Origin of the sequence: Streptoalloteichus hindustanus (genome assembly GCF_900129375.1) — a bacterium.
Lineage (GTDB): Bacteria > Actinomycetota > Actinomycetes > Mycobacteriales > Pseudonocardiaceae > Streptoalloteichus > Streptoalloteichus hindustanus.
Map to the genome: position 1 here is coordinate 261,783 of NZ_FQVN01000004.1, position 25,144 is coordinate 286,926.

The 25,144-nt window shown below is 72.1% G+C and carries 21 protein-coding genes and 1 pseudogene; 10 read left to right on the forward strand and 12 right to left on the reverse strand.

Annotated elements, in window-relative coordinates:
• Positions 1 to 22: 22 nt before the first annotated feature.
• The 3 genes and pseudogenes from BUE43_RS13995 to BUE43_RS14010 form a co-directional block, all read right to left on the reverse strand.
• A pseudogene (locus tag BUE43_RS13995) lies at positions 23 to 1,417 on the reverse strand (P1 family peptidase).
• Between the two features lie 257 nt (positions 1,418 to 1,674).
• A complete protein-coding gene (locus BUE43_RS14005) occupies positions 1,675 to 1,959 on the reverse strand; it encodes a DUF427 domain-containing protein (protein WP_073483831.1) in 285 nt (94 codons plus the stop codon).
• Positions 1,960 to 2,003: 44 nt separating this feature from the next.
• Positions 2,004 to 2,513, reverse strand: a complete 510-nt coding sequence (locus tag BUE43_RS14010; RefSeq protein ID WP_073483166.1) for a DnaJ family domain-containing protein — start codon at positions 2,511 to 2,513, stop codon at positions 2,004 to 2,006.
• Between the two features lie 144 nt (positions 2,514 to 2,657).
• On the opposite strand from BUE43_RS14010, the gene BUE43_RS34185 reads away from it, so the two are divergent.
• From BUE43_RS34185 to BUE43_RS14020, 3 genes are all read left to right on the forward strand, one after another.
• Positions 2,658 to 2,795: a hypothetical protein gene (locus BUE43_RS34185; RefSeq protein ID WP_159447732.1), complete on the forward strand. Its 138-nt coding sequence runs from the start codon at positions 2,658 to 2,660 to the stop codon at positions 2,793 to 2,795.
• 272 nt (positions 2,796 to 3,067) lie between these two features.
• Positions 3,068 to 3,916, forward strand: coding sequence for an alpha/beta fold hydrolase (locus tag BUE43_RS14015; protein ID WP_073483168.1), 849 nt, complete (start codon positions 3,068 to 3,070; stop codon positions 3,914 to 3,916).
• 213 nt (positions 3,917 to 4,129) lie between these two features.
• On the forward strand, positions 4,130 to 4,870 hold the full coding sequence (locus BUE43_RS14020; RefSeq protein WP_073483170.1) for a class I SAM-dependent DNA methyltransferase: 741 nt from the start codon (positions 4,130 to 4,132) through the stop codon (positions 4,868 to 4,870).
• 13 nt (positions 4,871 to 4,883) lie between these two features.
• Here BUE43_RS14020 and BUE43_RS14025 read toward each other — a convergent pair whose 3' ends face one another.
• The 5 genes from BUE43_RS14025 to BUE43_RS14040 form a co-directional block, all read right to left on the reverse strand.
• Entirely contained in the window at positions 4,884 to 6,095 is a 1,212-nt protein-coding gene (locus BUE43_RS14025) for a YcaO-like family protein (protein WP_073483171.1), read from the reverse strand.
• 4 nt (positions 6,096 to 6,099) lie between these two features.
• Entirely contained in the window at positions 6,100 to 7,110 is a 1,011-nt protein-coding gene (locus BUE43_RS14030) for an aKG-HExxH-type peptide beta-hydroxylase (RefSeq protein ID WP_073483173.1), read from the reverse strand.
• Between the two features lie 133 nt (positions 7,111 to 7,243).
• Entirely contained in the window at positions 7,244 to 7,399 is a 156-nt protein-coding gene (locus BUE43_RS34190) for a hypothetical protein (RefSeq protein WP_159447733.1), read from the reverse strand.
• Between the two features lie 228 nt (positions 7,400 to 7,627).
• Complete coding sequence (locus BUE43_RS14035; protein ID WP_073483174.1) at positions 7,628 to 8,830, reverse strand: cytochrome P450; 1,203 nt, start codon at positions 8,828 to 8,830, stop codon at positions 7,628 to 7,630.
• Between the two features lie 183 nt (positions 8,831 to 9,013).
• Positions 9,014 to 10,363, reverse strand: coding sequence for an MFS transporter (locus tag BUE43_RS14040; protein ID WP_073483176.1), 1,350 nt, complete (start codon positions 10,361 to 10,363; stop codon positions 9,014 to 9,016).
• A gap of 333 nt (positions 10,364 to 10,696) precedes the next feature.
• Between BUE43_RS14040 and BUE43_RS14045 the strand changes: the two genes are divergently transcribed.
• From BUE43_RS14045 to BUE43_RS14075, 7 genes are all read left to right on the forward strand, one after another.
• On the forward strand, positions 10,697 to 11,740 hold the full coding sequence (locus BUE43_RS14045; protein WP_159447734.1) for an NAD-dependent epimerase/dehydratase family protein: 1,044 nt from the start codon (positions 10,697 to 10,699) through the stop codon (positions 11,738 to 11,740).
• A gap of 136 nt (positions 11,741 to 11,876) precedes the next feature.
• The gene (locus BUE43_RS14050; protein WP_073483178.1) at positions 11,877 to 12,473 is read left to right on the forward strand and encodes a hypothetical protein; all 597 of its coding nucleotides are present in this window, start codon (positions 11,877 to 11,879) and stop codon (positions 12,471 to 12,473) included.
• Positions 12,474 to 13,166: 693 nt separating this feature from the next.
• Positions 13,167 to 14,579: a Y4yA family PLP-dependent enzyme gene (locus BUE43_RS14055; protein ID WP_200797506.1), complete on the forward strand. Its 1,413-nt coding sequence runs from the start codon at positions 13,167 to 13,169 to the stop codon at positions 14,577 to 14,579.
• Positions 14,576 to 15,895, forward strand: a complete 1,320-nt coding sequence (locus BUE43_RS14060; protein ID WP_073483182.1) for a pyridoxal-phosphate dependent enzyme — start codon at positions 14,576 to 14,578, stop codon at positions 15,893 to 15,895. The genes BUE43_RS14055 and BUE43_RS14060 overlap by 4 nt, the downstream gene beginning before the upstream one ends.
• A gap of 12 nt (positions 15,896 to 15,907) precedes the next feature.
• Complete coding sequence (locus BUE43_RS14065; protein ID WP_073483184.1) at positions 15,908 to 17,116, forward strand: aminotransferase class V-fold PLP-dependent enzyme; 1,209 nt, start codon at positions 15,908 to 15,910, stop codon at positions 17,114 to 17,116.
• Entirely contained in the window at positions 17,117 to 18,358 is a 1,242-nt protein-coding gene (locus BUE43_RS14070) for an ATP-grasp domain-containing protein (protein ID WP_073483187.1), read from the forward strand.
• Positions 18,355 to 19,647: an ATP-grasp domain-containing protein gene (locus BUE43_RS14075; protein ID WP_073483189.1), complete on the forward strand. Its 1,293-nt coding sequence runs from the start codon at positions 18,355 to 18,357 to the stop codon at positions 19,645 to 19,647. Before BUE43_RS14070 ends, BUE43_RS14075 begins: the two co-directional genes overlap by 4 nt.
• On the opposite strand, the gene BUE43_RS14080 is transcribed toward BUE43_RS14075, so the two are convergent.
• From BUE43_RS14080 to BUE43_RS14095, 4 genes are read right to left on the reverse strand one after another with little or no spacing between them, the layout of a single operon-like run.
• Positions 19,642 to 21,462: a dipeptide ABC transporter ATP-binding protein gene (locus BUE43_RS14080; protein WP_083959677.1), complete on the reverse strand. Its 1,821-nt coding sequence runs from the start codon at positions 21,460 to 21,462 to the stop codon at positions 19,642 to 19,644. The genes BUE43_RS14075 and BUE43_RS14080 overlap by 6 nt on opposite strands.
• On the reverse strand, positions 21,459 to 22,301 hold the full coding sequence (locus tag BUE43_RS14085; protein ID WP_200797507.1) for an ABC transporter permease: 843 nt from the start codon (positions 22,299 to 22,301) through the stop codon (positions 21,459 to 21,461). The genes BUE43_RS14080 and BUE43_RS14085 overlap by 4 nt, the downstream gene beginning before the upstream one ends.
• Complete coding sequence (locus BUE43_RS14090; protein ID WP_234995718.1) at positions 22,298 to 23,365, reverse strand: ABC transporter permease; 1,068 nt, start codon at positions 23,363 to 23,365, stop codon at positions 22,298 to 22,300. Before BUE43_RS14090 ends, BUE43_RS14085 begins: the two co-directional genes overlap by 4 nt.
• Positions 23,362 to 25,041, reverse strand: a complete 1,680-nt coding sequence (locus tag BUE43_RS14095) for an ABC transporter family substrate-binding protein (RefSeq protein ID WP_073483190.1) — start codon at positions 25,039 to 25,041, stop codon at positions 23,362 to 23,364. Before BUE43_RS14095 ends, BUE43_RS14090 begins: the two co-directional genes overlap by 4 nt.
• Positions 25,042 to 25,144 lie beyond the last annotated feature (103 nt).

Below are 25,144 nucleotides of genomic sequence, written 5' to 3' on the forward strand. Positions count from 1 at the left end.
GCCACTGCCATCTCGGGGTTCACTACCACCTGTCGATCCGGGGAACCGGGTTGCCCCGGAGGAACATCAGGCGTCGGAGCGGGCGCCGGAACATCAGGGCGCCGAACCCGAGGGCGACCACCAGCGCCGGCGCCGCCAGGGACAGCAGGTCCCCGCCCGCACCGCCCGGACCGCCCCCGCCCGGACTGCCCGAGTGCGCCGCCGGCGCCGCCAGGGCGGGCTGCTGCGCCCCGTCGTCGGCGGGCGCGCTCGCCGGGGCGTAGCCGTCGCAGGCCCCCGGGAAGGTCTGGCAGTAGGTGGGACGGCCGGCCACCGGCTGCGCGCTCAGCACGGCGTGCGCCACCGCGCGGCCGAACGCGTTGGCTCCGCCCTCCAACAGCCTGTTGAAGTCCGCCGGCCCGACCTCGGCGCCCTTCTTCGTGCTCACGCCGAAGATCGTGTCGCCGTCGGACATCGTGTGCGCCGGCCGGATCGCCCGCGCGAGACCGCCGTGCGCGACCTGGGCCAGCTTCTGGACCTGCGGGGCCGTCAGCTTCGCGTTGGTGGCCACCACGCCGATCGTGGTGTTCTTGTCCACGTCGGCGCTCGGCCTGTCGGCCGGCTTCGACGACGGCGTCGTGGCCTGGCACCCCGCGGGCGGTCGGCGCGTGTTCCCGAACTCGTTCCCGACCTCCAGGTGCAACGAGTAGAGCTCGCAGCCCCGGGTCTCGTCGTAGGCCTTGCCGAACGAGTTGACCACGACGAACGCGGCCACCGTGACGCCGTTGCCCAGGTTCAGGCTCGCGGTCCCGACGCCGCCCTTGAGGCGGAGGCCGGGGCCGTCGGTCCCCGCTCCGGTGCCGGCGCCGACGCTGCCCTGCCTGACCGGCCCCGACCGCGCGGCCTTCGCCGCCTCGTAGCCGAACTTCCGGTCCGGCGTGACCTCCAGCCGCTTGGCGAAGTCCGCGCCCTGCTCCAGGTCGTAGATGATCGCCCCGGCGACGCCGGGCAGCGTCTTGCCCTCCGCGTAGACGTGCCCGACCTTCTGCTCCCGCAGGTGCTGCACGACCCCGTCGTAGGCCGACAGCCCGGCTCAGCTCCCACCGGACAGGACCAGGCCGTGGAACGCCGGCTGCGCGGTGACCGGGTCGAGCGCGTCGGTGTTGACCGTGCCCGGGATGCCGCCGCGGACGTCGACGCCGACCTGCGCGCCCTCCTTCATGAGGAGCACGCTCGTGCCGGTGACGTTGGCGTGGTCGGTGTGCTGGCCCACCTCGATCCCGGCCACGTCGGTGATGGAGTTGGTGGGACCGGCGGCGGGCTCCTGGGCGCTCGCCACCGGCGCGGGGAGCGCGGCGGCGAGCGCCGCCGCCGCCGAGAGCCCGGCGAAAGCCCGTCCGGCGGCTGACCACGACCGTGTCCTCTGCTGTCCCAGCACCGGTCTCTCCTCGTCCTCGTGTTGTTCCCAGTGGACGCGCGGTCCGCGGAAGGCCCGTCCCGTGGCTCGTCGACCAGGCTGTGTGGACGCGCTTCCCGAGCCTGTCGCGTGGCCTGGTCGACCGCGTCGGATCCGTCTCGGATCCGTCCACTCTCTTGCGCGGCCGACCAGGCTCGTGTCGACGTCGGCCGGGGCGGCCCCACCGCGGCGAGGGGCAGCCGGGTCACCGTGGTGCCGGCCGGCACCACCACATCCGGTCAGTCGATGACCTGGACGTCCTTCCAGAACGCGACCCGGTCGCGCACCATCTCCGCCTCGGGCTTGGGCTCCGGGTAGTACCAGACCGCGTCCTCGGAGCGCTCGGCGCCGTCCTCCAAGGTGTAGTAGGAGGCCACACCCTTCCAGGGGCAGAAGGTGTGCGTGCTGGAGGCGCGGAGCAGGTCCTCACGAAGCGCGCCGCGCGGGAAGTAGTGATTGCCCTCGACGACGACGGTGTCATCGCTCTCGGCGACAACGATGTTGTTCCACATGGCCTTCGGCATGACGACCATCCTCCTCGACACCGCCCCCGCGAGTACGACTCCGGTCAGGCCCGGCGCGTGAACCGCCGCCACCACCGGCGCGGTTCCGGCGGCGCCTGACCTCGCGGTTGCTGGTCCACCACCGCGTCCCCGGCCGGGGGCCCGGTCGGCGCGGACTGGTCCTCCCGCCACTGCCGCACCGCCGTCTCGACGTTCACCGGGGCGACTGGCACCCGGGGGCCGGATGGCGAGCGCAGCCAGGCGACGATCCGCTCGTTCAGGTCCCGCACGACCGCACGCGCGACCTGTTCGGAGCGCAGGTCCCGCAGCGTCTCGCGAAGCTGCTCGATCTCCTTGCGGAGCCGCAGCGACGTGGGGAGGAGGACGTCTGTCGGCAGGCCTTCCCGACGCGCCTTGTCCCTGACCCACCACAACTCGTCGTACTGCTGGTGCGCGTTCGGCAGCGGTTTGCCGGCGCCGGGGAGGTTGTCGAACTCGCCGCGTTCCGCCGCCTCCCTGATCTGCTTGTCAACCCACGACTCGAACGTGACCCCTGGTGGTTTGCGTTCAGTCATGCGGCCATTCTCCCTCCCCGCTCGCGGATCGGGACTGTGCGCACCTCGGCGTACACCAACGCCAGCGGTGATGACGGCAGGCCCCGCATCTGTCCCATCCACGAGCCCGGCCCCTCTCGGAGTCACCGTTCTGACTGCGATGACATGATCCGCCAGGCCGACACCTCGTCCACGGTGTGCAACGGGGTCGACTTCGACCGCATGCGCAACCCCGGGTTGGGGCTGCTCGTCATTGGCGCGCGGTTGGAGCGCGTCTGCGCCCACACCTACTGGAACCAGTGAGGCGGACCGGTTCGGCCTGGAGATCCGCGACGACGGTCAGTGGTTGTGGTTGGACAGCCCCGACACGGTGCTTCGCGTCCTGGCCAGTCGGAGCTGACTGCTCTCCCTTGTGCGGTGTCTGTGCCGGGCCCGCGCACTCCTGTGGTCTGGCGATCGTCCGGTCGGCGTGCCTTCTGACCTGCGGGGACGGGGGAGGGGTGACAACTCTTTAGGGTGTAAGCTACCGTTTTGTCGTCACCACTTTACGGCCTAAAGAGTTAGCGAGGAGACTCATGGTCCAGGCGACGTTGCACGACGGAAGCCCGCTCGAACTGGAGGTGCACGGGTCCGGCCCCACCGTGTTGCTCCCGGTCAACCCGCACCCCGCGACGGGTTCGCGCGCCGACGAGATGCGGAAGTGGGGCATGGACCCCGAGCTGGGGCGCTCCCTGGTCCGGGGCCTCGGCGACGACTTCCGCGTCGTGGCCTTCGACTACGAGGGCCACGTGCTGGCGCACCCCAAGCCCGACACCCTGACCCCGGACAACATCGCCGCCGACCTGGTCGCCGTCGCGGACGCCGCGGGCGCCGACCGGTTCGCCTACTACGGCTACTCGTGGCTGGCGCTGAGCGGACTCCAGCTCGCGGTTCGCACCAACCGGCTCTCCGCGCTGGCCATGGGCGGCTTCCCGGCGCTCGGCGGCCCGTACGCGGAGATGCTCCGCGTCACCATCGCCACCCACGAGATGTCCGGGTCGGCGTCGAGCGAACCGCAGCAAGCCCCGCAGTCCGGCGACGAGTACGACTGGTCCACAGTGGAGGTGACGATGACCAAGTCGCAGACCCGCCAGTTCGTCACCCTCTACGAGGCGCTGCAGGAGTTCGACGACCGCGCCGCGCAGCCGCTGATCTCCTGCCCCCGCCTGTGCTTCGTGGGTTCGGCCGACACGATCCCGTACGGCGAGCGCTGGGGAGGTGTGACGGTGGACATCGCGGGCGCGGTCGCCGGGCACCGCGCCGAGTTGGAGGCCGCGGGCTGGGACGTTCGGGTCCTCGACGGCCTCGACCACACCACGGCCATGCAGCCCGGGGCCGTGTTGCCCGTCCTCCGGCTGTGGCTGACCGCCCAACTCGGCCGTTGAGTTGGGCCGTTGAGCTGGGCTGTTGATTCGGGTGCGGGGCGACCGGGACACCTACCTCGCCGGTCGCCCCGTCGCTCCGGCCCACTCGGAATCAGGCCCGCGGGAACGAGACGCCGAACTCGGGGCGTGGGCACTGGTCTGTTGGAGTGGTCCGGAGGTTGATCGGCTGTTGGGCCGAATGTCGAAGCGGGCCGCGAACCTAGGCTGAACGGCATGTCCGAGAACGGGAACGTGGGGATCTACGAGTCCGGCGTGGCCGACTTCTACGACATCTGGTTCCGGCACCTGGTCGATTCAGGGTCCACTGTGGAGTGTCTGGCCGGGCTGGCCGGGGAGGGTCCGGTGCTGGAGCTGGGCATCGGCACCGGCCGGGTGGCCCTGCCCCTGCGGGAACGGGGAGTCGACGTGCGCGGCGTCGACGGCTCCCGGGCGATGGTGGCCAAACTCCGGGAGAAACCGGGCGGCGCCGCGGTTCCCGTGACCATCGGTGATCTGGTCGACGTGCCGGTGGACGGCCGGTTCTCCCTGGTGTACCTGGCAAGCGGCACCTTCGCCGAGCTGCCGTCGCAGGACGCGCAGGTGCGGTGCTTCGAGAACGTCGCCCGCCGGCTGACGTCCGATGGGCGGTTCGCGCTCGACGCGCTGGTGCCGGACAGCGCCCAGGTCGGCGGCTCGCCGGTCCAGATCACCTCCACAGTGGACGGTCGGCCGGTGGTGTGGCTCCGCGAGGTGGACCGGTTCGCGCAGCGGTACGTCTCGCACTACCTCATCACCACTGACGAGGGGATGCGGCACGTGCGGGTGCCCTTCCGCTACGCCCCCGCGCCCGAGATGGACCTGATGGCCAGGATCGCGGGCCTGCGGTTGGAACACCGGTGGGGGAGCTGGGCGCGTGCCCCGTTCACGGCGGCGAGCTCCTACCACGTCTCCGTCTACCGCCGAGCGGACCCGTAGTCCCGGTTCGGGTTCAGGCGAACGGATGCGGAGGAGTCGACGCGGGGACGACCTCGTGGCTTCTGGTGGGCGAGTGGCCGCCCGGCGAGGGCAGCTGGTGCGCGCCGGGCACCACGACCCGCACGACCCGAATGGTGCGGGGGCAGAACTCCCGTGATGTCGTCTCCACGGCGACGACGTCGCCTCCGGTGAACTTCGCGACGGCGTGGGGGAGCGGGTCCCACCGGTGCGGCGCCAGCCGATCCACCAGCTCCGTCGCGGTGTGGACGGCCGAGGCGTTCCGCAGCCAGTGGGAGAGACTGTCCTGCCGGTGATGGGTCCACAGCGCCTGTTCCAGCAGCGTGCGGTGCGCCTGGCGGGGGCGGTCGCGAACCTCCGCCCAGGTCCTGGCCGCCACGGGGCTGGTCATGCTCCACCGGATCATCAGCGCCTCGTAGCTGGCGGCTTCGGCGCCCGCCGTCACCGCGTCCTCGTCGTCGACCGCGACGCACCGCGCCCCGTAGGTCTGCCGCCCGCCGGCGCGGTCGCTCAGGCAGGCCAGCAGGCACGCGGTGCCCCCGGGGCCGGGAAAGGCGAGGACGGTGAGGCGCAACGCCAGGCGGGCCACGGTCCCGGCCAGGCTCGGCGGCAGCGGTGTCGGGGTCAGGACGAGCGGGGAGAGCTCGTCGGAGTACCAGGCGCGCCACAGCAGATCGCGCTCCACCACCTCCAGCAGGGCGTGCCGGACCGCGCTGTCCACTGTGGAGTTCGCGGCGGTGCCGGTGGAGCCGCACCGGGGCGTGGTCGTGGCGCCGGCGGGCGGGCGGTGGTGCAGGAAGACACGGCCCGCCGGCACGGCGGTCTCGTGCCCGGTGACCAGCGACCGACCCCACACCCACAGCAGCGGGCGGTGGTCGGACGGGTCGTGGGTCGGCCACGCCGCCGGGTCCAGCGCCGTGGCCCCGGCCCGGCGCAACGCCCGGAACGTGGTGACGAGGGCGCGCGCCTGCTCGGCCGCGCGGCCGGCGAGGATGTTGCTCACCCGCTCGACCAGCTCGCCCCTGGCGCGCGTCGTCACGTTGGTCTCGTCGGCGCCCGCCGCGGCGCCGATCACCACCGGAGCGCCACCGCCGGCACAGGTCGGCGCGAAGGTCGACGACCGGAGCGCCGCCCTGGCGAACAGGACGTGCGACGCGGTCTCGAACGGGCGGAACACCTGCACGGCGACGTGGGAGGGGTGGGGCACGACGTCACCGCGCCACGTTCGCCGGTGGCCGCTGGACTTCCTGCTGGGCGGTCCACGCGCACTCCTCGACCAGGTCCCGGCCGCGGTCGGTCAGCTCGTCGCCGTGCGCGCGCAGGGTGTCGACCGCCTGCTCCGCCTGGCGCAGCAACACGCCGCGCCGGTTGCGCACCGGTTCCTCCGGGACCCTCGGGTCACCAACCAGACGCGTGTGCAGCAAGGCGCAGCGCACCACGACCACGAGCTGTTGGAACAACCCGTTGAGGGGGCGCGGATCGGGCCGCAGCGGCGTCATCACGCGGTGACCACCGTCCGAAGTGGAGCGGACGAACAGCTCTCCGGTCGCCGCCGCGTTGCAGCGGGTGTGTGTCGCCTCGTGCACGAGACTCTCCGCGAACCGCACGGGACCGGGCAGATCGTCGCGCGCGCTGTCCCGGAGGCGCTCCCGGTGCACGAAGATCGCGCCGTGGCAGGTGAAGTCGGTGTACCCGACGATCCCGTAGCCGTCGAGCAACGCGACCTGGCCGACCGACACGCCGATCTCGGCCAGCATGTCCGGCCACCGCGTCGCGAGCAGGTCCACCGCGGCGTCGAACGCGTCCCGGTCGCTCCGCTCCCACGCGACGACGTCGACGTCGATCTCCCGCCCGGACGACCGAAGCGCCGCCGGGAGCTGGCCCCTGGCCCTGGCCACGCTCTCGCCCAGGTGCCGCTCGGGTGGTGGCAGGTCGACCGGCCACGCCGGGTTGGCGTCGATCACGCGGCTGGCGCTGGCGGCGGTGTGGTCCCATGCCTCGGCCCACCGGGCGCCCAGGGCTTCGGCCTGCTCCGGCTTCGCGCGTCGCGCGGCATGCGCCAGCGCCACCAGAGCCGGCGGCGGCGCGTCGGTCACCGAACGGGCGTCGGCCTCGTGGACGATCCCGAGCCGTTGCCGGGACCGGTCGAGCACACCGCGAACCAGGCCGGCCACCGCCGCGCGGTCCCGCTGGGCCGCCTCGGCGTCGGGGAACAACCGCATGCGCCACGCTCCTGTGGTCCTCGGGGTCATCGGCACGGGGTCATCGGAACGGGGTCATCGGCATGGGGTCATCGGCATGGGGCCGGCGGGGGAGGGCCGGGCCGGCCAGGACGTCCGGCCCGGCCCGGGTTGGTCAGTCCGCCGGCGGGACGTCGACGAGCAGCGCGAACTCGGGGAGCTCGTCCTCGGTCACCGTCTCGATGTGGTCCATGGGCCCTTCCTCCTTCCGCGGAACGGTGGTGTTCCGACCGGGCGCCGTGATTTCGGTGCGCGGGGTCGGTGAATTCATGGAACCTGGGCCGGCATGGCGGCACATCCGCTGTTCGAGGGAAAACCACGGCCGTCGGGTCGAATCGCTGTTTGTTGGCGTCGCGCTCTTATTGGTCGCGTGAACGCGACCGTCGACACCTTTTCTGCCGACGGCGGAAGCGCTGTTGTCGCGCTGGGGTCGGGAACGGTCCGGCGCCGTGCGCCAGAAGAGCTTTTCCCGTGGAGCGGGGGCGTGGTCGACAATGTCTCACCACGTCACCGGGAGGTGGACGGGCGAGGGCAGCAACGTGTCGGTGTGCCAACGCAGTTCGTGCTCCGCGACGGCCAGGCGCAGCCGGGGGAGCCGCCGCACCAGGGCGTCGAGCACGGTGGTGAGCTCCAGTCGGGCGAGGTGGACTCCCAGGCAGTGGTGGATGCCGTGGCCGAAGGTCAGGTGCGGGTTGCGGGCGCGGCCGACGTCGAGGCGGTCCGGCGCGGGGAAGACGTCCGGGTCGTGGTTGGCGGCGCTCACGGCCGGGATCACGCCGTCGCCCGCCGGGATCTCCACCCCGCACAGCTCCACCGTCCCGGTGGCGACCCGGACCGCCCCGCCGTCGCTGCGGTGCGGCACGAACCGGAGCAGCTCCTCCACCGCGAGGGGGACCAGGCCGGGATCGGCCCGCAGCCGCGCCAGCTCGTCCGGGTGCCGGAACAACGCGACCAGCGAGTTGACGATCTGGGTCGTCGTCGTCGCGAACCCGTTGACCAGCAACGACACGCACAGGTTGACCAACTCGGCCTGGCTGAGCCGGTCCTCGTCGCTGTGGGCGGCCGCCAGCGCGCGGAGCAGGTCGTCGCCGTCCCGCGCGCGCCGGGCCGCGATCAGCTCGGCGAAGTACCGCTGGAACCGCGCCCGCGCGGCGTGGACCTCGTGCGGCGGGTGCCCGCCGGCGCTGAGGAAGACCTCCGCCCAGGCGTGGAAGGCGGCGCGGTCGCCCTCGGGGACGCCGAGCAACTCGCAGATCACCGTGATGGGCAGCGGCTGGGCGAGCTCCGCGACCAGGTCGGCCGGCGGTCCACTGTGGACGATCGCGTCCACCCGCCGCCGGACCAGCCGCTCCACCCCGGGGCGCAGCCGCTCGATCCGCCGGGCCGTGAAGGCCGGCGCGACCAGCCGGCGCAGCCGGGTGTGCTCGGGCGGGTCCATGGCGCCCAGCGTGGTGGGCTCGTGCACGACGGCGTTGCAGCGCGGGCCCCGGGGGCGGACGGCGGCGGCGCGGCTGAGGAGGGGGTCGGTGAGGACCCCGCGGACGCCGGCGTGGCTGGTGACCAGCCACGCGGTGTCCCCGGTCGGGAGTCGGACCCGGCTCGCCGGGGCGCGGCGGCGGAGCCGGGCGTAGTCCGGCGGCAGGTCGAGCGGGGTGGGGGAGGAGCGGAACGGGAACGGCGCCGGCGCGGACTCGAACGGCATGCGCGCCTCCACGGGGCCTGGGGGTGGGAGGTGGAGGACCCGTCGGCGACGGGGTCACGGCTCGTGCCTGATCTTGATTCACTGCGTGACAACGACATTACTGAGAGTGAAAAGCGGTGCGCAAGGGCAAGGCCGAAAAGCGGACGAATGTTGGTCCATCGCGCCCGCGCGTACCCGGACCAGTCAGTTGCCCCGTCCGGCCGGTCCCGTTCCCTTGCCCGCACAATCACCGGTCCCGTTGTTCCCACAATCACCGGTCGCGGTCAGCGCGGTGATTCGCCGGCTGAAGTCCTCGGGCGTCCGGGGTATCCAGAACGCGGCCGCCACGGACACCGCGACCCCGAACAACAGGAAGGCGAACGCGGCGGTGTAGGAGTGGACGTCGATCAGGACGCCCATCGCCAGCGGCGCGACCGCGCCCGACACCTGCCCACCGAAATTGATCAGGCCGTTGACCGTCCCGGAGATCTCCGCGGGCAGCGAGCGCAACGGCAGTCCGTAGACGGACATCACCGCCAGGCCCCGCACGCCCACCGCGAGCGTCACCAGGACCAGGAACGGCGCCACCCCGTCGACGAACAGGACGGCCGTGATCAGCAGGCCGGTCACCGCCAGCGCGGGCACCACCAGCCACTGCGGCCGGTGGTGGAAGTACCGGTCGAACAGCACGCCGCCGACCATGATCGCCACCGCCTCCAGGAACTGGGGGGCGGTGCTCGCCACGCCCGCCCAGCCCACCCCGACGTGCTGGACCTCGACCAGGTAGCTGGGCAGCCAGGAGCCGACGCCGAACCCGATGATGTTGATGCCGCCGAACAGCAGGGCGAACCGCCACAGCACACCCACCCGCAGGACCCGCCACGCCCCGGCGAGGCCGAGCCGCTCGCCGCCGCTCTCCGGTTCCCTGCCGCTCTCCGGTTCCCCGCCCGCGGTCGGCCGCGGCGGCGGCAACAGCCACCAGACCACCGGCGCGGTGACCACACCGGCCGCCGCCACCAGCAGGAAGCTCGGCCGCCAGCCCAGCGTCGCCAGCAGCGGCCCCACCACCAGCGGCGACAACGCGCCGGCGAACTCGGTGGTGCAGAACATGACGCCGTACGCGGTCATCCGCCGGTCCGGGTCGGCCCGCTCGGCCATCGCCTTCATCGAGGCGGCCGGCAACGCGGCGACGCTGACCGCGAACAGCACCCGGGCGCCCAGGAAACCCCAGAACCCGGCGACCAGCCCGGTGGCCGCGGTGCAGACCGACCACGCCACCAACCCGGCGACCATGGTCCGCGCGCTGCCCATGCGGTCGGCGATGATCCCGGCCGGGATCTGGCTCGCCGCGTAGACCGCGTAGGACACCGTCAGCACGAGCCCCTGCGCCGACGCGCTCAGCCCCAGGTCCGCGCCGATGAGGGGCAGTGCCACCGGCAGGATCGCGCGGTCCACGTAGTCCACCAGCCAGGCCAGGGTCAGGACCGCGATCGTGATCGTGACGGTTCTCGCCGCGGTCACGCCCCGGACCCGGGTGTCGGTGTCGGCGACCATGGGGACCTCCCGTCGTTCGTCAACGGTGGGCGGCGGAGAGGGCGGGGCGTCCGGCGTCCCGGCACGGCATCGGGCGGGCGACGTCAACCGGGCGACATCGGCCGGGGCGACGACGGAGAGTGGGCAGCCGAAGGGCCTTTCCGCGAGAGTAACGGCGGCGTGCGGAGCCGGCCGCACCCGAACGGTCAGTGATCCCTGTGCTGTTCGGGCGGCACATCCACCCGAACCACGGTGTCCCGCGCCGCGCACGTCACCCGTTCGGCAATGTCCGTCGCGGCGGCGGTGCCGACCTGGCGGTTGTCCGACGCCCGGCGTCCGGGCCACGGTCGTGGCGTGGGACGCGAGGCGGTGGTGTTGGGCGGCGCCGGCCAGACCGGAGTCGCGATCGCGCGGCGGCTGGTCCGGGACGGATGGGCCGTCGTCCTCGCCACCCGAGGGCGCCGCCGGCTTCCCGGGTCGCTGGCGGAACTCGGAGTGCGCCAGGTGCCGTTCGACCGCTCGGATCCGACCGCCGATCTCCGCCGGCTGGCCACGGGCAGGGACCTGCTCGTGGACTGCATCTGTTACACGGAGCCGGAAGCGCGTCAGCTCCTCGCGGCCGCGGAGGGCGTCGGGCACCTGACGGTGATCTCCACCGCCGCCGTCTACGTCGACCACGCCGGCCGCACGATGTTCGCCACCGAGCCCGAGCTGTTCCCGTGCTACCCCGACCGCATCACCGAGGACCAGCCCACCGTCCCCGCCGGCTCCGACACCTATGCCACCCGCAAACGGTTGGTGGAGAAGATCCTGCTCGACGGCTGCTCCGTCCCGGTCACCGTGTTGCGCCCCGCTGCCATCCACGGACCCCACTCGACCCATCTCCGGGAGTGGCACTTCGTCAAGCGCGCACTCGACCGCCGCCCGCACGTCCTGCTCGCCGACGGCGGCCGGAACCGGTTCCAGACCACCGCGACCGCCAACCTCGGCGAGCTCGTCCGGCTGACCGCGACCGACCCCGAGCACCGGGTCCTCAACGCCGCCGACCCGGAGGCGCCGAGCGTGCTGGAGATCAGCCGGGCGGTGGCCCGCCTCCTGGACCACGACCGCCGCGAGATCCCGCTCCCCGCCCACGCGCCCGCCCCGCTCGGCCTGACCCCGTGGACGGTCCCGAACCCGGTGGTGCTCAGCACGGACCGCGCGACACGGGACCTCGGCTACCGCCCGGCGTGCCGGTACGACCAGGCGTTGGCCGAGGAGATCGACTGGGTCGTGCGGGCCACCGCCGACCGGGACTGGCGTGAAGTGCTGCCCCGCATGACATCCGCGTACAGCGGCGTGGACTACTTCGACTACTCCACTGAGGACACCTACCTCGAACAGTCCTCAGTGGACTGACCACGACCTGCCCGGTGTGGGCCAGAGTGCCGAGGTGTTGCCGCCCCCCGGCGGCGAAGTCTCGGGGACCGATCTCCAGGGTGCCCTCGGGGAGATCCCGGAGCCGACGGGCGGTTGTGCGGGGAACGCTCGTCCCGTGCGAATCAGCAGACTTGCCCTGACCGCCGGGCCGCTGTGCTTCCTCGGCTACGGCGTGATCCGGTTCGTGGGCCGGATGGACGGACACTACGGACCGGGGATGGACTGGTTCACGGCCCACGTGGTCGGCCTCCTCGGCTTCGTCATGTTCGGCGCGCTGGTGCTGGGAATCCGCCGTCTGCTGCCGGCCGGCCCCTGGCGCGAGGTCGCCTCGGTGACCGCGCTCGTCAGCCTGGCGACGCTGCTGGTGCAGTTCACGGCCGACATCGTCGCGGGGCTGGTCGCCACCGACCGGGCGGAGATGAGCGCTGCTCTTCAGCCCTTCCAGTCGTTCCCCGGCGTGCGAGCCACCTTCTACCTCGTCGGGCCGCAGCTGTGGGTGGTCGCTCTCCTGGCGCTGACGGTGATGCTGGCGCGTGCCGGCCGGCTCCGGTGGTGGAGCGTCGCCCTCTTCGCGCTCGGCTCGGCCCTTCCCCTCATCACGCTCGATCTCGCTCCGCTGGCCGCCCTCTGCTACCTCGTGGCTTTCGCCCCGCTCGCCTCGCCGCCCACCGTGGAGCGCGAGCGGGAACGGCCCTCTCCGCGGCACGCGTGACCGCTCCGGCGAACAGACACCCGTAGCCCGGAGCCACGACAACAGCGGGCGCGGCATCCGAAGAAGGGATGCCGCGCCCGCTTCGCGTTGTCCGTTTGGTACCGATTGCGCAAGGCTGAAAATCTGTCCAGAATCTCCGGGGAACCAGTCGCCGGCGAAGCTGACGCGGTGACCGATGTGCCATCACTCGGCCGGGCCGAGCTGGGGAGTGGACTCGGGGCGGCGCGCGGGAGAACGCTTTCCGTCGATGACGGTCCACGTCGGACCTGGCCCGGGTTCGTGTGTCCCCGGTGATCTCTTTCCGCGTGAGGCACGCCCACGCGTGGCGGGAGCGGTGGCCCCGTGCGCTGGGACGGGACTGCTGCGAGGCGGAGCCGATCACGGGTCGGTCTTCGGGCCGTTGGCGCGGCGGCATAAGCGAACCAAATATCAACGAATAGATATGTGGCGCTGTCTGCATGGCAGGGTGGTGTGGAATAAGGCCATTGCCGCAGTGGCTGCGGCGATCGGAGTAACTTTCTTCTCGGCAGTGCGGGCCGTGCTAGATTCGCCGCGTCTTTGACATTTGCTGGGGGTTTCGACCAGGGCCTACGCCGCGGTCTGGGGCTGTCGCGGCGGCGTCGAACCATGTCTTGTGAAATGGGGGCTTGGTTGTCTGCGGACCTGTATCTGCGGCCGCGTCTGAGTCAATACATGGGGGAAATCGTCCAGGAAACGGACGCTCTCCTGGCCATGGTCAGTGGGCTCGGCTCGCCGCTCAACGTTCTCGTTCCCCGACAGATCGTCGACAACTACGCGAAGTACCGGGAGGTCTACGGAAAACACCACCTCGGCGGGACCATCTACTTCGCGCACAAGGCGAACCGGTCCAGCGCGCTGGTGCGCGAGCTGGCGGCGAGCGAGGCCGGGGTGGACGTGGCCTCCCTCGCCGAGCTGCGGCACGCCCTGTCCGCCGGGTTCTCCGGCGACCGGATCATGGCCACCGGACCGAAGAGCGCCGAGTTCCTGTGGCTGGCCGCCCGGTGCGGCGCGGTGGTCAACGCGGACTCCCGCGAGGAGCTGGTCCAGCTCGGCGAACTGCTGACCGCGCACGCGCTTCCCCGGGTGCGGGTCATGCTGCGCCTGTCGGCCTTCGAGTCCAGGGGCGTCCCCGTGCTCAGCCGGCCGAGTCGGTTCGGTTGCCACGAGCGGGAAATCACCGATCTGCTCGACGTCGTCGACAAGTACCGCGACGTGTTCAACCTCCTCGGGGTGTCCTACCACCTCGACACCATCGGGCTGGTGGAGAAGGCACTCGCGCTTGAGGGCTGTCTGCGGGCGATGCGCGAGTGCCGACAACGCGGCTACAACCCGTTCGCGGTGGACATCGGTGGCGGCTACGGGGCCAACTACCTCGCCGACCAGGAGGAGTGGGAGCGGTACACCACCGAGCTGGGCAACGCGGTGCTCGGCAACCGTCCCCCGCTGACCTGGCAGAACCACGGCTACGGCCTGCGCGTGGAGGCGGGCACGCTGCGCGGCGCGCTGGGTCTGTACCCCAGCTACCGACCGGTGGCGGGCGAACGCTACCTGGACGAGCTGTTGTCGGGGGAGGCGCCGTCCCTGCGACGGTCGTTGGCGACCCTGTTGCTGGAGAACCTCTACGACCTGCACATCGAACCGGGCCGTGCCCTGGTCGACCAGTGTGGACTGACGCTGACCCTGGTCGAGGAGGTGCGCACGACCAGTTCCGGCGACCCGCTGGTCCGGGTCGGCGCGAACTCGCGGGACATCAGCCTGGAGGAGCACGCGGTCCTGGTGGACCCGATCCTGGTCAGGGCGAACCCGGCCGGCGAGGGGACCGGGCGGCCCACCGGGGTCTACCTGTCGGGGAACCTCTGCCTTGAGGACGACCTGATCACCCGCAGGAAGGTGTTCCTGCCGCACCGCCCGGCGCCGGGCGACCTGCTCGTGTTCGCCAACACCGCCGGGTACTTCATGGATTTCGCGGCGGACCACGCGTTGATGCAGCCGGTCGCCCGCAAGGTCGCGATGTTCCGCGACGGGGGGACGTGGCGCTGGTGTCTGGACGAGGAGTACTGGCCGACGAAGGGGAGCCGGGCATGAGGTACGACAGCATCACCGACGTCATCGGGGACACCCCGCTGGTCCGGGTGGCGCCCGAGGTGCACGGACTGCGCAACATCGACCTGTACGCCAAGCTGGAGATGCTCAACCCGTTCGGCTCGGTGAAGGACCGGCCCGCGTGGAACATGGCCAGGGCCGGGCTGCCCGACGCCGTCGAGCGGGGCGACATGATCGTGGAGCTCTCCAGCGGCAACACCGCCAAGGCGCTGGCCGTCATCGCCGCCATGCACGGGCTGCCGTTCAAGAGCGTGACGAACCGGATGAAGGTCCCCGAGATCAAGGACCTCCTGCTGCTGCTCGGCGCGCAGATCGAGGAGCTGCCCGGCCAGACGGAGTGCCTGGACCCGACCGACACCGAGGACCCGCTCACCCGGATGTACCGGATGCTGTCCGAGGAGGGCAACGGCTACCTGCACACCGACCAGTACTTCAACCCGCTGAACCTGGACGCGCACCGCGGCTCCACCGGCCCGGAGATCGTCAAGGACCTGGACGGCCGCGGCCCGGACCACTTCATCGCCTGCGTCGGCACGGCGGGCTCGTCCTCGGGTGTGGCCGGGGTGCTGCGCGAGCACAACCCGGCGGTGGACATCGTCGGCCTCGTCGCGCACAAGTCCGACTTCATCCCCGGCATCCGCAACATCGACGAGGTCAACGAGGTCGGCCTGTTCGACCCGGGCACCTACGACACCATCGAGTCGGTCACCGCGCAGGAGGCCATCGACGGGATGCTCACCCTCAACCGGCGGTGCGGCATGCTCGGCGGGCCCACTGGCGGCGCGGCCTACTTCGGCGCCGTCCGCTACCTGAAGACCATTGACGAGACGCTCACCGAGCGGCGCAACGCGGTGTTCATCGTGTGCGACCGGGTCGAGAGCTACATGAGCTACGTCCGGCAGCGCCGGCCCGAACTGCTGAACCAGCCCGCGCGGGGCAACTCCGTGGACACCCTGACCGACGCCGAGATCGCGGCGGCCGCCACCGTCGACGTCGCCGAGGCGCGGCGCTGGATCGCCGAGGCCCGACCGCTGGTGGTGGACCTGCGCGGCTCGTTCGCCTACGCGGCCCTGCACATCGAGGACTCGGTGAACATCGTCGACGAGCTGTTCGCCGAGCTCGTGCACGGCGGTCTGCCGTTCGGCGCCAGCAAACCGGTGCTGCTGGTCTGCCCGGTCGGCGAGAAGTCCGCGCGGTTCGCCGCCCTGCTGACCCGCATGGGCCACCAGGACGTGCGCAGCCTCAGCGGTGGCGTGGTCGCGTGGCGGGACGCCGGCGCGCCCCTGGTGCGGGACTGAGGTCGGCGACCCATGACCACGATGGTTGACACGGAGCCGCTGGAGCGGCTGCGCGAGTGGCAGCGGGGCGTGCGCGCGGACTTCCCGATCCTGACGGCGAATCCCGATCTGGCCTATTTGGACAGTGCGGCGACCGCCCAGAAGCCCGGGGCGGTGCTCGACGCGGTCGCCGAGTTCCTGTCGACGACGAACGCCAACGTCGGGCGGGGCTCCTACCCGTGGGCGAACAACACCACGGCCAGGGTCGCCTCCGCCAGGGAGCGGATCAGACAGGCGCTCGGCGACGACAACTCGGACTCCACAGTGGAGTTCGTGAGCGGCACCAGCCACGGGCTGCGCGCGATCGCCACCGACTGGCTCGCCGGGCTGCTCACCGAGGGGGACGAGATCATCGTCCCCTTCGGGGACCACCAGGCGAACCTGCTGCCCTGGCTGGAGGTGCGGGACGTGCTGGCCCGGCAGGGCGTGCGGATCACGGTGCGGAGGTTGCCGGTGGACCCGGCCTCCGGCGACTACGACCACCGCGCCCTGCCCGGGATCGTCAACGACCGCACCCGGTTCGTGGCCGCGACCCACGTCCACCACGTGTACGGCGGCAACATGAACGTGCACCGCATCCGGGACGTCGTCGGACCCGATGTGCCGATCTGCCTGGACGCCGCGCAGAGCATGGGGCACGGGCCGGTGTCGGTGGCCGAGCTCGACGTCGACTTCGTCGTGTTCTCCGGGCACAAGATGTTGGCGCTGCCGGGCATCGGCGCGGTCTGGGCCCGCAACACCCGCGGCCCGCGCTTCGCGCTCGGCGGCTGGGCGGGCACGCCGAACACGGCGGCCATCGTCAGCCTGGAGGCCGCGTTCGACTGGCTCGACGCGGCGGGGCTGGACAACATCCGCGACTGGACGACGGCGTTGGGCGTGCGGCTCACCGACGGGCTGAACCGGCTGGAGGACGTCGACGTGCTCGGCTGCCAGCGCAGCCTCACCGCGGACTCCGACGTCCAGCGCCGCGAGGGGATCGTGACGTTCCGGCACCGGAAGGTGCGGTCCGACGACCTCGGGTTCGTGCTGGCCAGCGAGGGGATCATGGTCCGCGCCGACAGCCACTGCCAGGCGGGCAGGGACACCGAGGACCGGGCGGTGCGGGTGAGCCTGCACGCCTACAACACCCCCGACGAGATCGACCGGCTGCTGGCGGTCGTGCGTCGCTGTGAAGGGAACTGAATGAGCAGGACCATTGCCATGGTGGACGTCTACGCGCCGACGCTGGCGCTGGCCGAGGCGTTCCGGGACGCGGGCGTGTCCGTGGTCCGGGTGCAGAGCACGCGCGAGGCGCCCCCGGTCTACGGTCGGCACCCCGACCTGGCGCTGTTCGCCGACAACATCGTCCACGAGGGCGATTTCGACGCGACCCGCGACGCGGTGGCCAAGCACCGGCCGGAGGTGGTCATCACCGGCGGGGAGACCGGGGTGGAGCTGGCCGACCAGCTCAGCGAGGCGCTCGGCCTGGTCACCAACGGAACCCGGCACAGCGCGGCCCGGCGCGACAAGTTCCGGCAGAACGAGACGTTGCGGGCGGCCGGTCTGCGCAGCACGCGCCAACTGCTCGTCACCGACGAGGACGCGTTGCGGGCCTGGCACGCAGAGATCGGCGGGAGGGTGGTCGTCAAGCCGATCCGCAGCGCGGGCAACGACGGGGTGACCTTCTGCGACACCCCCGAGGAGTCGGTCGCGGCCTACCGGGCCGTCGCCGGCAGCACGAACATCTTCGCCGTGCGCAACGAGGGCGTGGTCGCGCAGGAGTACCTGACGGGCACCGAGTTCGCGGTCAACACCGTGAGCTGCGCGGGCCACCACCGCGTCACCGACATCTGGCAGTACGCCAAGATGACGGTCAACGGCGTGGTGAACCGGCACAGCGGGGTCTTCTCGACGCCGGTCGACGACGTGCCGGAGCTCGTGGCCTACGCCTTCGCGGTGCTCGACGCGCTCGGCGTCGGCCACGGCCCCGCACACCTGGAGATCATGTCCACTGTGGACGGACCCTGCCTGGTCGAGGCCGGAATCCGGTTGTGCGGCGGGGGAGCGGCCCAGTACGCCCAGCTCGCCGGCGGCGAGTCGCAACTGGAGTGGACGGTGGCCGCCTACCTGGAGCCGGAGCGGTTCCTCGCCGAGTACCAGCGGCCGCACCGGGTCGACAAGCACGTGGTGATGGCGTACCTGACCTCGCCCGTCGAGGGCGTGCTGGAGTCCTACCCGCTGCTGGACGAGGTGCGCGCGCTGCCCAGCTTCCACCAGGCGCACATCGGCGTGCGGCCGGGGCAGCGGCTGCCGAAGACCGTCGACGACTGCACGGAGCCGATGATGATCGGCCTGGCGCACCCGGTCGCCCAGGTCGTGGCCGACGACTTCCGCGCGGTCAACTACCTGGACGGGCGCGGCTTCTACCAGGTCGCCCAGCCGTGAGCAGGCCACGGCCGCACGTCGTGGTGCTGCACCGTTGGCGGGACCGGTACGCCGAGTACGCCCGGTACATCGACCACGACCGGCACGTCGTCACCTACGTCACCACCGAGGTGGGGCTCGACGCCGTGCCGTCCACCGCCGGGGAGGTCGTCGTCGTGCCCGCGACCGACGACCTCCCCGCGGTGCGGGGCGAGGTCCGCGGGCTCGCCGAGCGGCACGGCGCGCCCGCCGGCGTGGTGGCGTTGAAGGAGGACGACCTGCTGGTCGCGGCACACCTCCGCGCCGAGTGGGGATGTCCGGGCCCGACACCGGAGGAGGTGGTCCTGTTCCGCGACAAGCTCACCATGTCGCGGGTGGTGGCCGCGGTGGGGGTCGACGTTCCCGCTTTCGCCGCGGTCACGGGGATCGACGACATCCGGGACTTCGCCGCCGCACACGGTTGGCCGGTGGTGCTCAAACCGCGGTCGAGCAGCGCCAGCGAGGGCGTGGTGGTGCTGCACGGGCCGTGGGACCTTCCCGACGGCGACGGCGACGGCACTAACGTCGGCGACGGCACTAACGTCGGAGTCGGTGGCACTGAGGGCACCGGTGGTGCCGCTGGTGCGATGTTGGTGCAGGCGTTCAGCCAGGGCGACGTGCACCACGTGGACGGTGTGTTCGACGGGCGGCGGATCACGACCTGGCGGGTGTCCCGCTACCTGCGCACGTGCCTGGAGTTCCGCACCGGGACCCCGCTCGGGTCCGTGGAGGTCGACGACGACCGCGAGCGGTCCCGCATCGGGGAGTTCGCCGCCCGCGTGATGCGGGCGCTCACCACGAAACCGACGGTGTTCCACCTGGAGCTCTTCGTCACCGAGGAGGGGTTCCGCTTCCTGGAGGTCGGCGCGCGGGCCGGTGGGGCCGAGATCCCGTTCCTGTGGCGGGAACTGCACGGCTACGACCTGAACGACGCCGCGTTCCGCGTCGCGCTCGGCGACCTCCCCGCGCCCGGGCGGCCACCAGCGCCCGGCGCGGAGATCGGCGGCTGGCTGATCGTGCCCGCCCCGGCCCAGCGGCCCTGTCGCGTCCACGGGGCCACGCCCATGCTGGACGCGGTTCCCGGGCTCTACGCCGAGGTCGTGCTCCGCGAGGGCGAGGTCCTGCCGGCGGCCGACGCCTACTACGAGCACGTCGGTGGCCGGTTCCGGTTCCGCGGCGGCAGCAGCGACGAGGTGAGTCAGGCGATCACGACGGTCGCTCGGGAGTTCCGCATCAGCGGAGCGTCCCTGGCCGAGGACCTGGCGTCATAGCTGGTCGACGTGGTGGCACGCGACCTGCTGCCCGCCAACGGGCAGCAGGTCGGGTGCCACGCGGACGCACCGCTCCCGGTCGCCCCCGGACAACTCGGCGAACAGCGGGCAGCGGCTCCGGAACGCGCAGCCGTCGAGGCGTTCGGTGGGGCTGGGCAGCTCGCCGGTGAGTGTCCTGTGTGGACGGAGGCGCTCGGCGCGGACGTCGAGCAGCGGGGTGGCGGCGACCAGCGCGCGGGTGTAGGGGTGCAGCGGCGCGTCGAGCACCGCGGACGTGGGCCCGGTGTCCACGATCCGGCCCAGGTACATCACGGCCACCCGCTCCACGGACCGGCGGGTCAGCGCGATGTCGTGCGACACCATGAGAAACGCCAGGTCGAACTGGTCGCGCAGCCGGTTCAACAGATCCATGATCCCGGCCCGCAGCGCGGTGTCCAACGCCGACACCGGCTCGTCCAGCAGCACCACCCGGGGTTGGGGCGCCAACGCCCTGGCGATCGCGACGCGCTGCCGCTGGCCGCCGGACAACTCCTCGGGTCGTCGCGCCGCGCAGTCGGCCGGCAGTTCCACCAGACCGAGGAGCTCGGCGACCCGGGCGTGGCGGTCCCGCCGGCCGACCCCGTGGATGCGCAGCGGCTCGGCGACCAGCTCACCGACCGACATCCGCGGGTTCAGGGACGCCGACGGGTCCTGGAGCACCACCTGGACCTCCCGGCGCAGCGCGGCGCGGGCGCGCGAGCCCAGGGCGGCCAGATCGTGGCCGAGCAGCTCGACGGCGCCCGCCATCGGCCTGCGCAGAGCGATGACCTCCCGCAGGACCGTCGTCTTGCCGCAGCCGGACTCCCCGAGCAGGGCCAGGGCCTCGCCGGCGGCCAACTCCAGGTCCACCCCGTCGACCGCGCGCAGCACCTGCCGGGAGCGCCGGGGAAAACCGGAGCCCACGGGGAAGTGCCGCCGCAACCCGTCGACGCGCAGGACCACCTCGCGCCGCGCGGAGTCGTCCGTCCTCTGTGGACTGACTGGGGCGGAGGGGGCCGCCGTGAGCAGACGGCGCAACTGGTCGCTGTCGGGTCTGTCGAACACGGTCGCCACCTCGCCCTGCTCGACCAGTGCGCCCCGGTGCAGCACGCCCACCCGGTCGCAGCCGCGCGCCACCACGCCCAGGTCGTGCGTGATCAGCAGCAGCGCGGCGCCGGTCCTGGCCCGCACGTCGGCGAGCAGGTCGAGGATCTGGGCCTGGATCGTCACGTCGAGCGCGCTGGTCGGCTCGTCGGCGATGATCAGCTCGGGGTCGTTGGCCATCGCCATGGCGATCGCGGCGCGTTGCCGCATCCCGCCGGAGAACTCGTGCGGCAGCGCGGTGGCCTGCCGGGCGGCGTCGGCGATGCCGACCACGTCCAACAACTCGACCGCCCTGGCGAACGCGGCGCGCCGCCCGACCTCGGGCCGGTGGATGGTGACCGCCTCGGCGATCTGCGCGCCCACGCTGATCACCGGGGTGAGCGCGGCGAGCGGGTCCTGGTACACCATGGCGATCCGGTTGCCGCGAATCCCCGACAGCGCGCGGTCGTCGAGGCCGAGCAGCTCCCGCCCGGCCAGCCGGACCGAGCCGCTCACCTCGGCGCTGTCCGGGAGCAGCCCCATCACCGCGTAGGCGATGGTCGACTTGCCGGACCCGGACTCGCCGACGACCGCCACACTCTCTCCACTGTGGACGGTCAGGTCGACGTCGTCCACCGCGACCGCGCGGCCGGCGCGGTGCGGGAAGGCGACGGTGAGCCCGCTGATCTCCAGCAGGGGCGGGCCGACGCTCATGCTTTCCTCTCCTCGTCCAGTTCGGCGCGCAGGCCCTCGCCGAGCATGCCGACGCCGAGGACGGTCGCCACGAGGAAGCCGACCGGGGCGAGGAACATCCAGGGGAAGGTGAGCGCGGACGCGCTGCCCACGGAGACCAGTGTGCCCAGCGAGATGTCCGGCGGCTGCACCCCGAAACCGAAGTAGCTCAACCCGGCCTCGGCCAGGATCGCCTTCGCGACGTTCATCGTGCAGTCGATCAGCAGCAACGGGGCCATCTGCGGCAGCAGGTGGCGGAAGACGACGCGGGGGACCGACGCCCCCATGTACTCGGCGGCGGCGACGAAGTCGGCCGTGCGCAGACTGCGCGCGCGGGCGCGCACGACCCGCGCGGTCAACATCCACTCGAACGCCGCGATGAGCACCACGAGCACCAGCCAGGACTCGCCGCGCAGCGCGGGGGAGAGCACCGCCACGACCAGGATCGAGGGCAGCACGAGCAGGACGTCGACCAGCGCCATCAACACCCGGTCCACCGCGCCGCCGAGGTAGCCGGCCAGCGTGCCGACCACCGCCGCGAGCGTCGTCGACGCGACCGCCGCCAGCAGACCGATCACCAGGGACTTCTGCATGCCGCGCAGGCACTGCGCGAGGACGTCCTCGCCGAGTCGCGCGGTGCCGAGCGGGTGTTCTGCCGACGGCGGCGAGAAGTACGCGCCGAGGTCCTGTTGCGCGTAGTCGTAGGGGGACAGGCCGGGGCCGACGACCGCCGCGACGGCGAGCAGGAGGAGCACCCCCGCGCCGATCGCCGCCGTGCGCCGGCCCCGGACCGACAGAGCGCGCAGGAGGTTTCGCGTCACGGCCGGACCCTCCGCACCCTCGGGTCGAGCACCACCAGGACCAGGTCGGCGATCCACCCGACGACGACCACCAGCACGGCCATCAGCAGGGTCGTCGTGGCCACCACCATGGCGTCCTGCTCCCGGATGCTCTGCAGCAGCCAGTCGCCCAACCCGTGCCACCCGAAGATCCGCTCCGTGAACACCCCGCCCGCCAGGTGCAGCCCGAAGCTGAACGCCACCAACGCGGTCATCGGGATCAACGCCATCCGCAGGCCGTGCCGCAGCACCGCCTGGCCGCGCCGCAGCCCTCTGGCCCTCGCGGCGCGCAGGAAGTCGCTGTGCAGGACCTCCAACATCGCCGCCCGCTGGTACCGGCTGTAGAAGGCGATCTGCGGCAACGCGACGGTGATGGTCGGCAGCACCAGGTGTCGGGCCTGGTCGCCGAGGGCGGCCCATCCCGTGAGGTCGGCGCCGGGCGTGGTCTCCCCGGAGAAGGGGAGGAGTTCGGCGCCCGCGGCGTTGTTGACCGGTAACCACAACAGTTTGAGCACGGTGCCGAGGACGAAGACGGGGATGGCCAACAACACCAGCGCCCCGAACATCGACAGCCGCTCCGACACGCGCCGCGCCCGGAACGCGCCCCAGATGCCGAAGGCGACGCCCAGGACCACGGCCAGCACGCTGCCGGGGGCGAACAGGCGCAGGCTGGTGCCCGCCCTGCGCCACACCTCGTCGGAGATGTCGTTGCCGGTCACGGTGATCCCGAAGTCGCCGACGAGCGCCCCGGACAGCCAGCGCAGGAACCGCAGCGGGATCGGCCGGTCCAGGCCCAGCGCCGCGGCCCGCGCGTCGAGAACGGCCTGGGGGGTGGGCGGTTGCGTCGTCCGCAGCTCGGCGAGGGGGTCGAAGCTGAGCGAGGCGAGGGTGTAGGTGAGGAACGTCGCGGCCAGGCACAGCGCGAGCCACCCCGACAGGCGGGCGGCGAGCCGGACCCCGGTCCGGCCGGCCCGCCAGCCCGCCCATGCCCGAGACCCGTTGTCGGGCAAGGGAACCGCGCGCTCGTCGTGACCGACGACGGTCACTTGAGGAATCCCGCGGTGGCGAACCCGTAGAGCCCGAGCCCGTGGGCGCCGTAGTTGGCGAGGTCCCTGCGCGCCGCGTACGCGCCGGACCCCGGGTAGAGCGGGAGGTGGTGGGCGTGCCGCCAGGCCAGTACGTCGATCTCGTTGGCGAGCTCGTCCCGCTTCGCCGAGTCCAGCTCGCCGACCGCGCGGTCGTACAGCCCGTCGAGCTCGCGGATGTGGATGCGGCCGAAGTTGTTGCCGTACCTCGCGCCCACCGGCTCCTGGAAGACCGGGCGGTCGTGGGAGATCGGGTACGCCGACTTGGTCCACTCGAACGCGATGATGTCGAAGTTGCCCGGCAACAGGTAGCTGTCGTAGAACTTCTCGACCGGCACGGACTCGACCTTCGCCTCGACCCCGATCGCCGCGAGCTGGTCGACGATCAGGCCGGAGACGGTGCGCCCGGTCGGGTTGGCCTGCGCCACGAACCGGAGCGCGAGCCGCTGGCCGTCCTTGGCGCGGAACTTGCCCTGGAGCTTCCAGCCGAGCTCGTCGAGCTTGGTGCGCGCGGCGTTCGCGTCGAACGGCAGCACACGCGAGTTGTCCTTGTAGCCGGCGTGTCCCGGCGGCAGGATGTGGCTGCCCACGGCCTTGGCGCCGCGGGCGATGGGGCCCAGCAGCACGGTGGTGATCGCCTGCGGGTCGATGCCCTGGGCGACCGCCCTGCGCAGGTCCTCGTCGCGCAGCAGGGCGCCCTCGCCGCCGTTGAACGTCACCTGCCCCGCCAGCCGTTCGGTGGCCTGCCGGATCTCCACGCCGGGGATGGTGTTGGCCCGGGTGAACAGGTCGAGGTCCGCGCCGACCGGGTAGATGTCGATGCCGCGGTTGGCCAGTTCGTCCGCGCGGGCCGACGGGTCGAGCACGCGGAAGATGATCCGGTCCAGCGGCGGCCGGTCCCGCCACCACTTCGGGTTGCGCCGCAACGTGATGATCTTCGCCGTGGCGTCGACCGAGGCGACCTCGAAGGGGCCGGCGGTGACCGTCGGCCCGGCGAGCCAGGACCGGTTGAACGCCTCGGGGGTCTCGGTGAGCTCCTTGGGCACCAGCGGGCGGAACAGGCCCTGCCACTCGGCGAACGGCCGGGCGAGGGTCAGCACGACCTCCCTGTCCGATCCGCCGCGCTCGACGCTGGCGACGTCCTGGTAGCCGACGTGGTTGTTGACCTCGTACCGGCCGTCCTCGCCGCGCAACGCGCGCCAGTGGCTGTGCAGGTCCTCCCAGCTGACCGGCCTTCCGTTGCTCCACACGGCATTGGCCGCGATCTGGTAGCGGATGACCTGCGGCGCGGTGGAGACGAGTTCGGCCCTGTCGAAGAAGTCCCGGTTGAGCACCGGGACCCCGTCGGCGCCGTCGAGGAAGGCGCTGGGCAGGATCGCCTCGGCGAGCTGGTAGGTGGTGGTGCGCGCGCCGTTGACCTGTTTCGGGTTGTAGTTGCTGGGTAACGCGTCGATCGGGATGCGGAGATCGCCTCCGTCGCGCAACGCCGACCGCGGCCTGGCGTTCACGTCCGGCCGGGTTCCCCCCGCCTCGTGGCGCTTGTCGGGCCCGGGTTGGCCGGTGGCGCAACCCGACGCGGCCAGCACGACCGCGAGCAGGACGCCGCCGAGCGCGGTCGCTCTGCCTCGAACACGCATGTTGACACCCCAGCCCCCGGCGCATGCCAGACCGAATCTTCCTGGACGCGGCGTGACCGTAGCGCAAAGCGTTTTCATTTCCAACCACGATCGGGTGATCGGA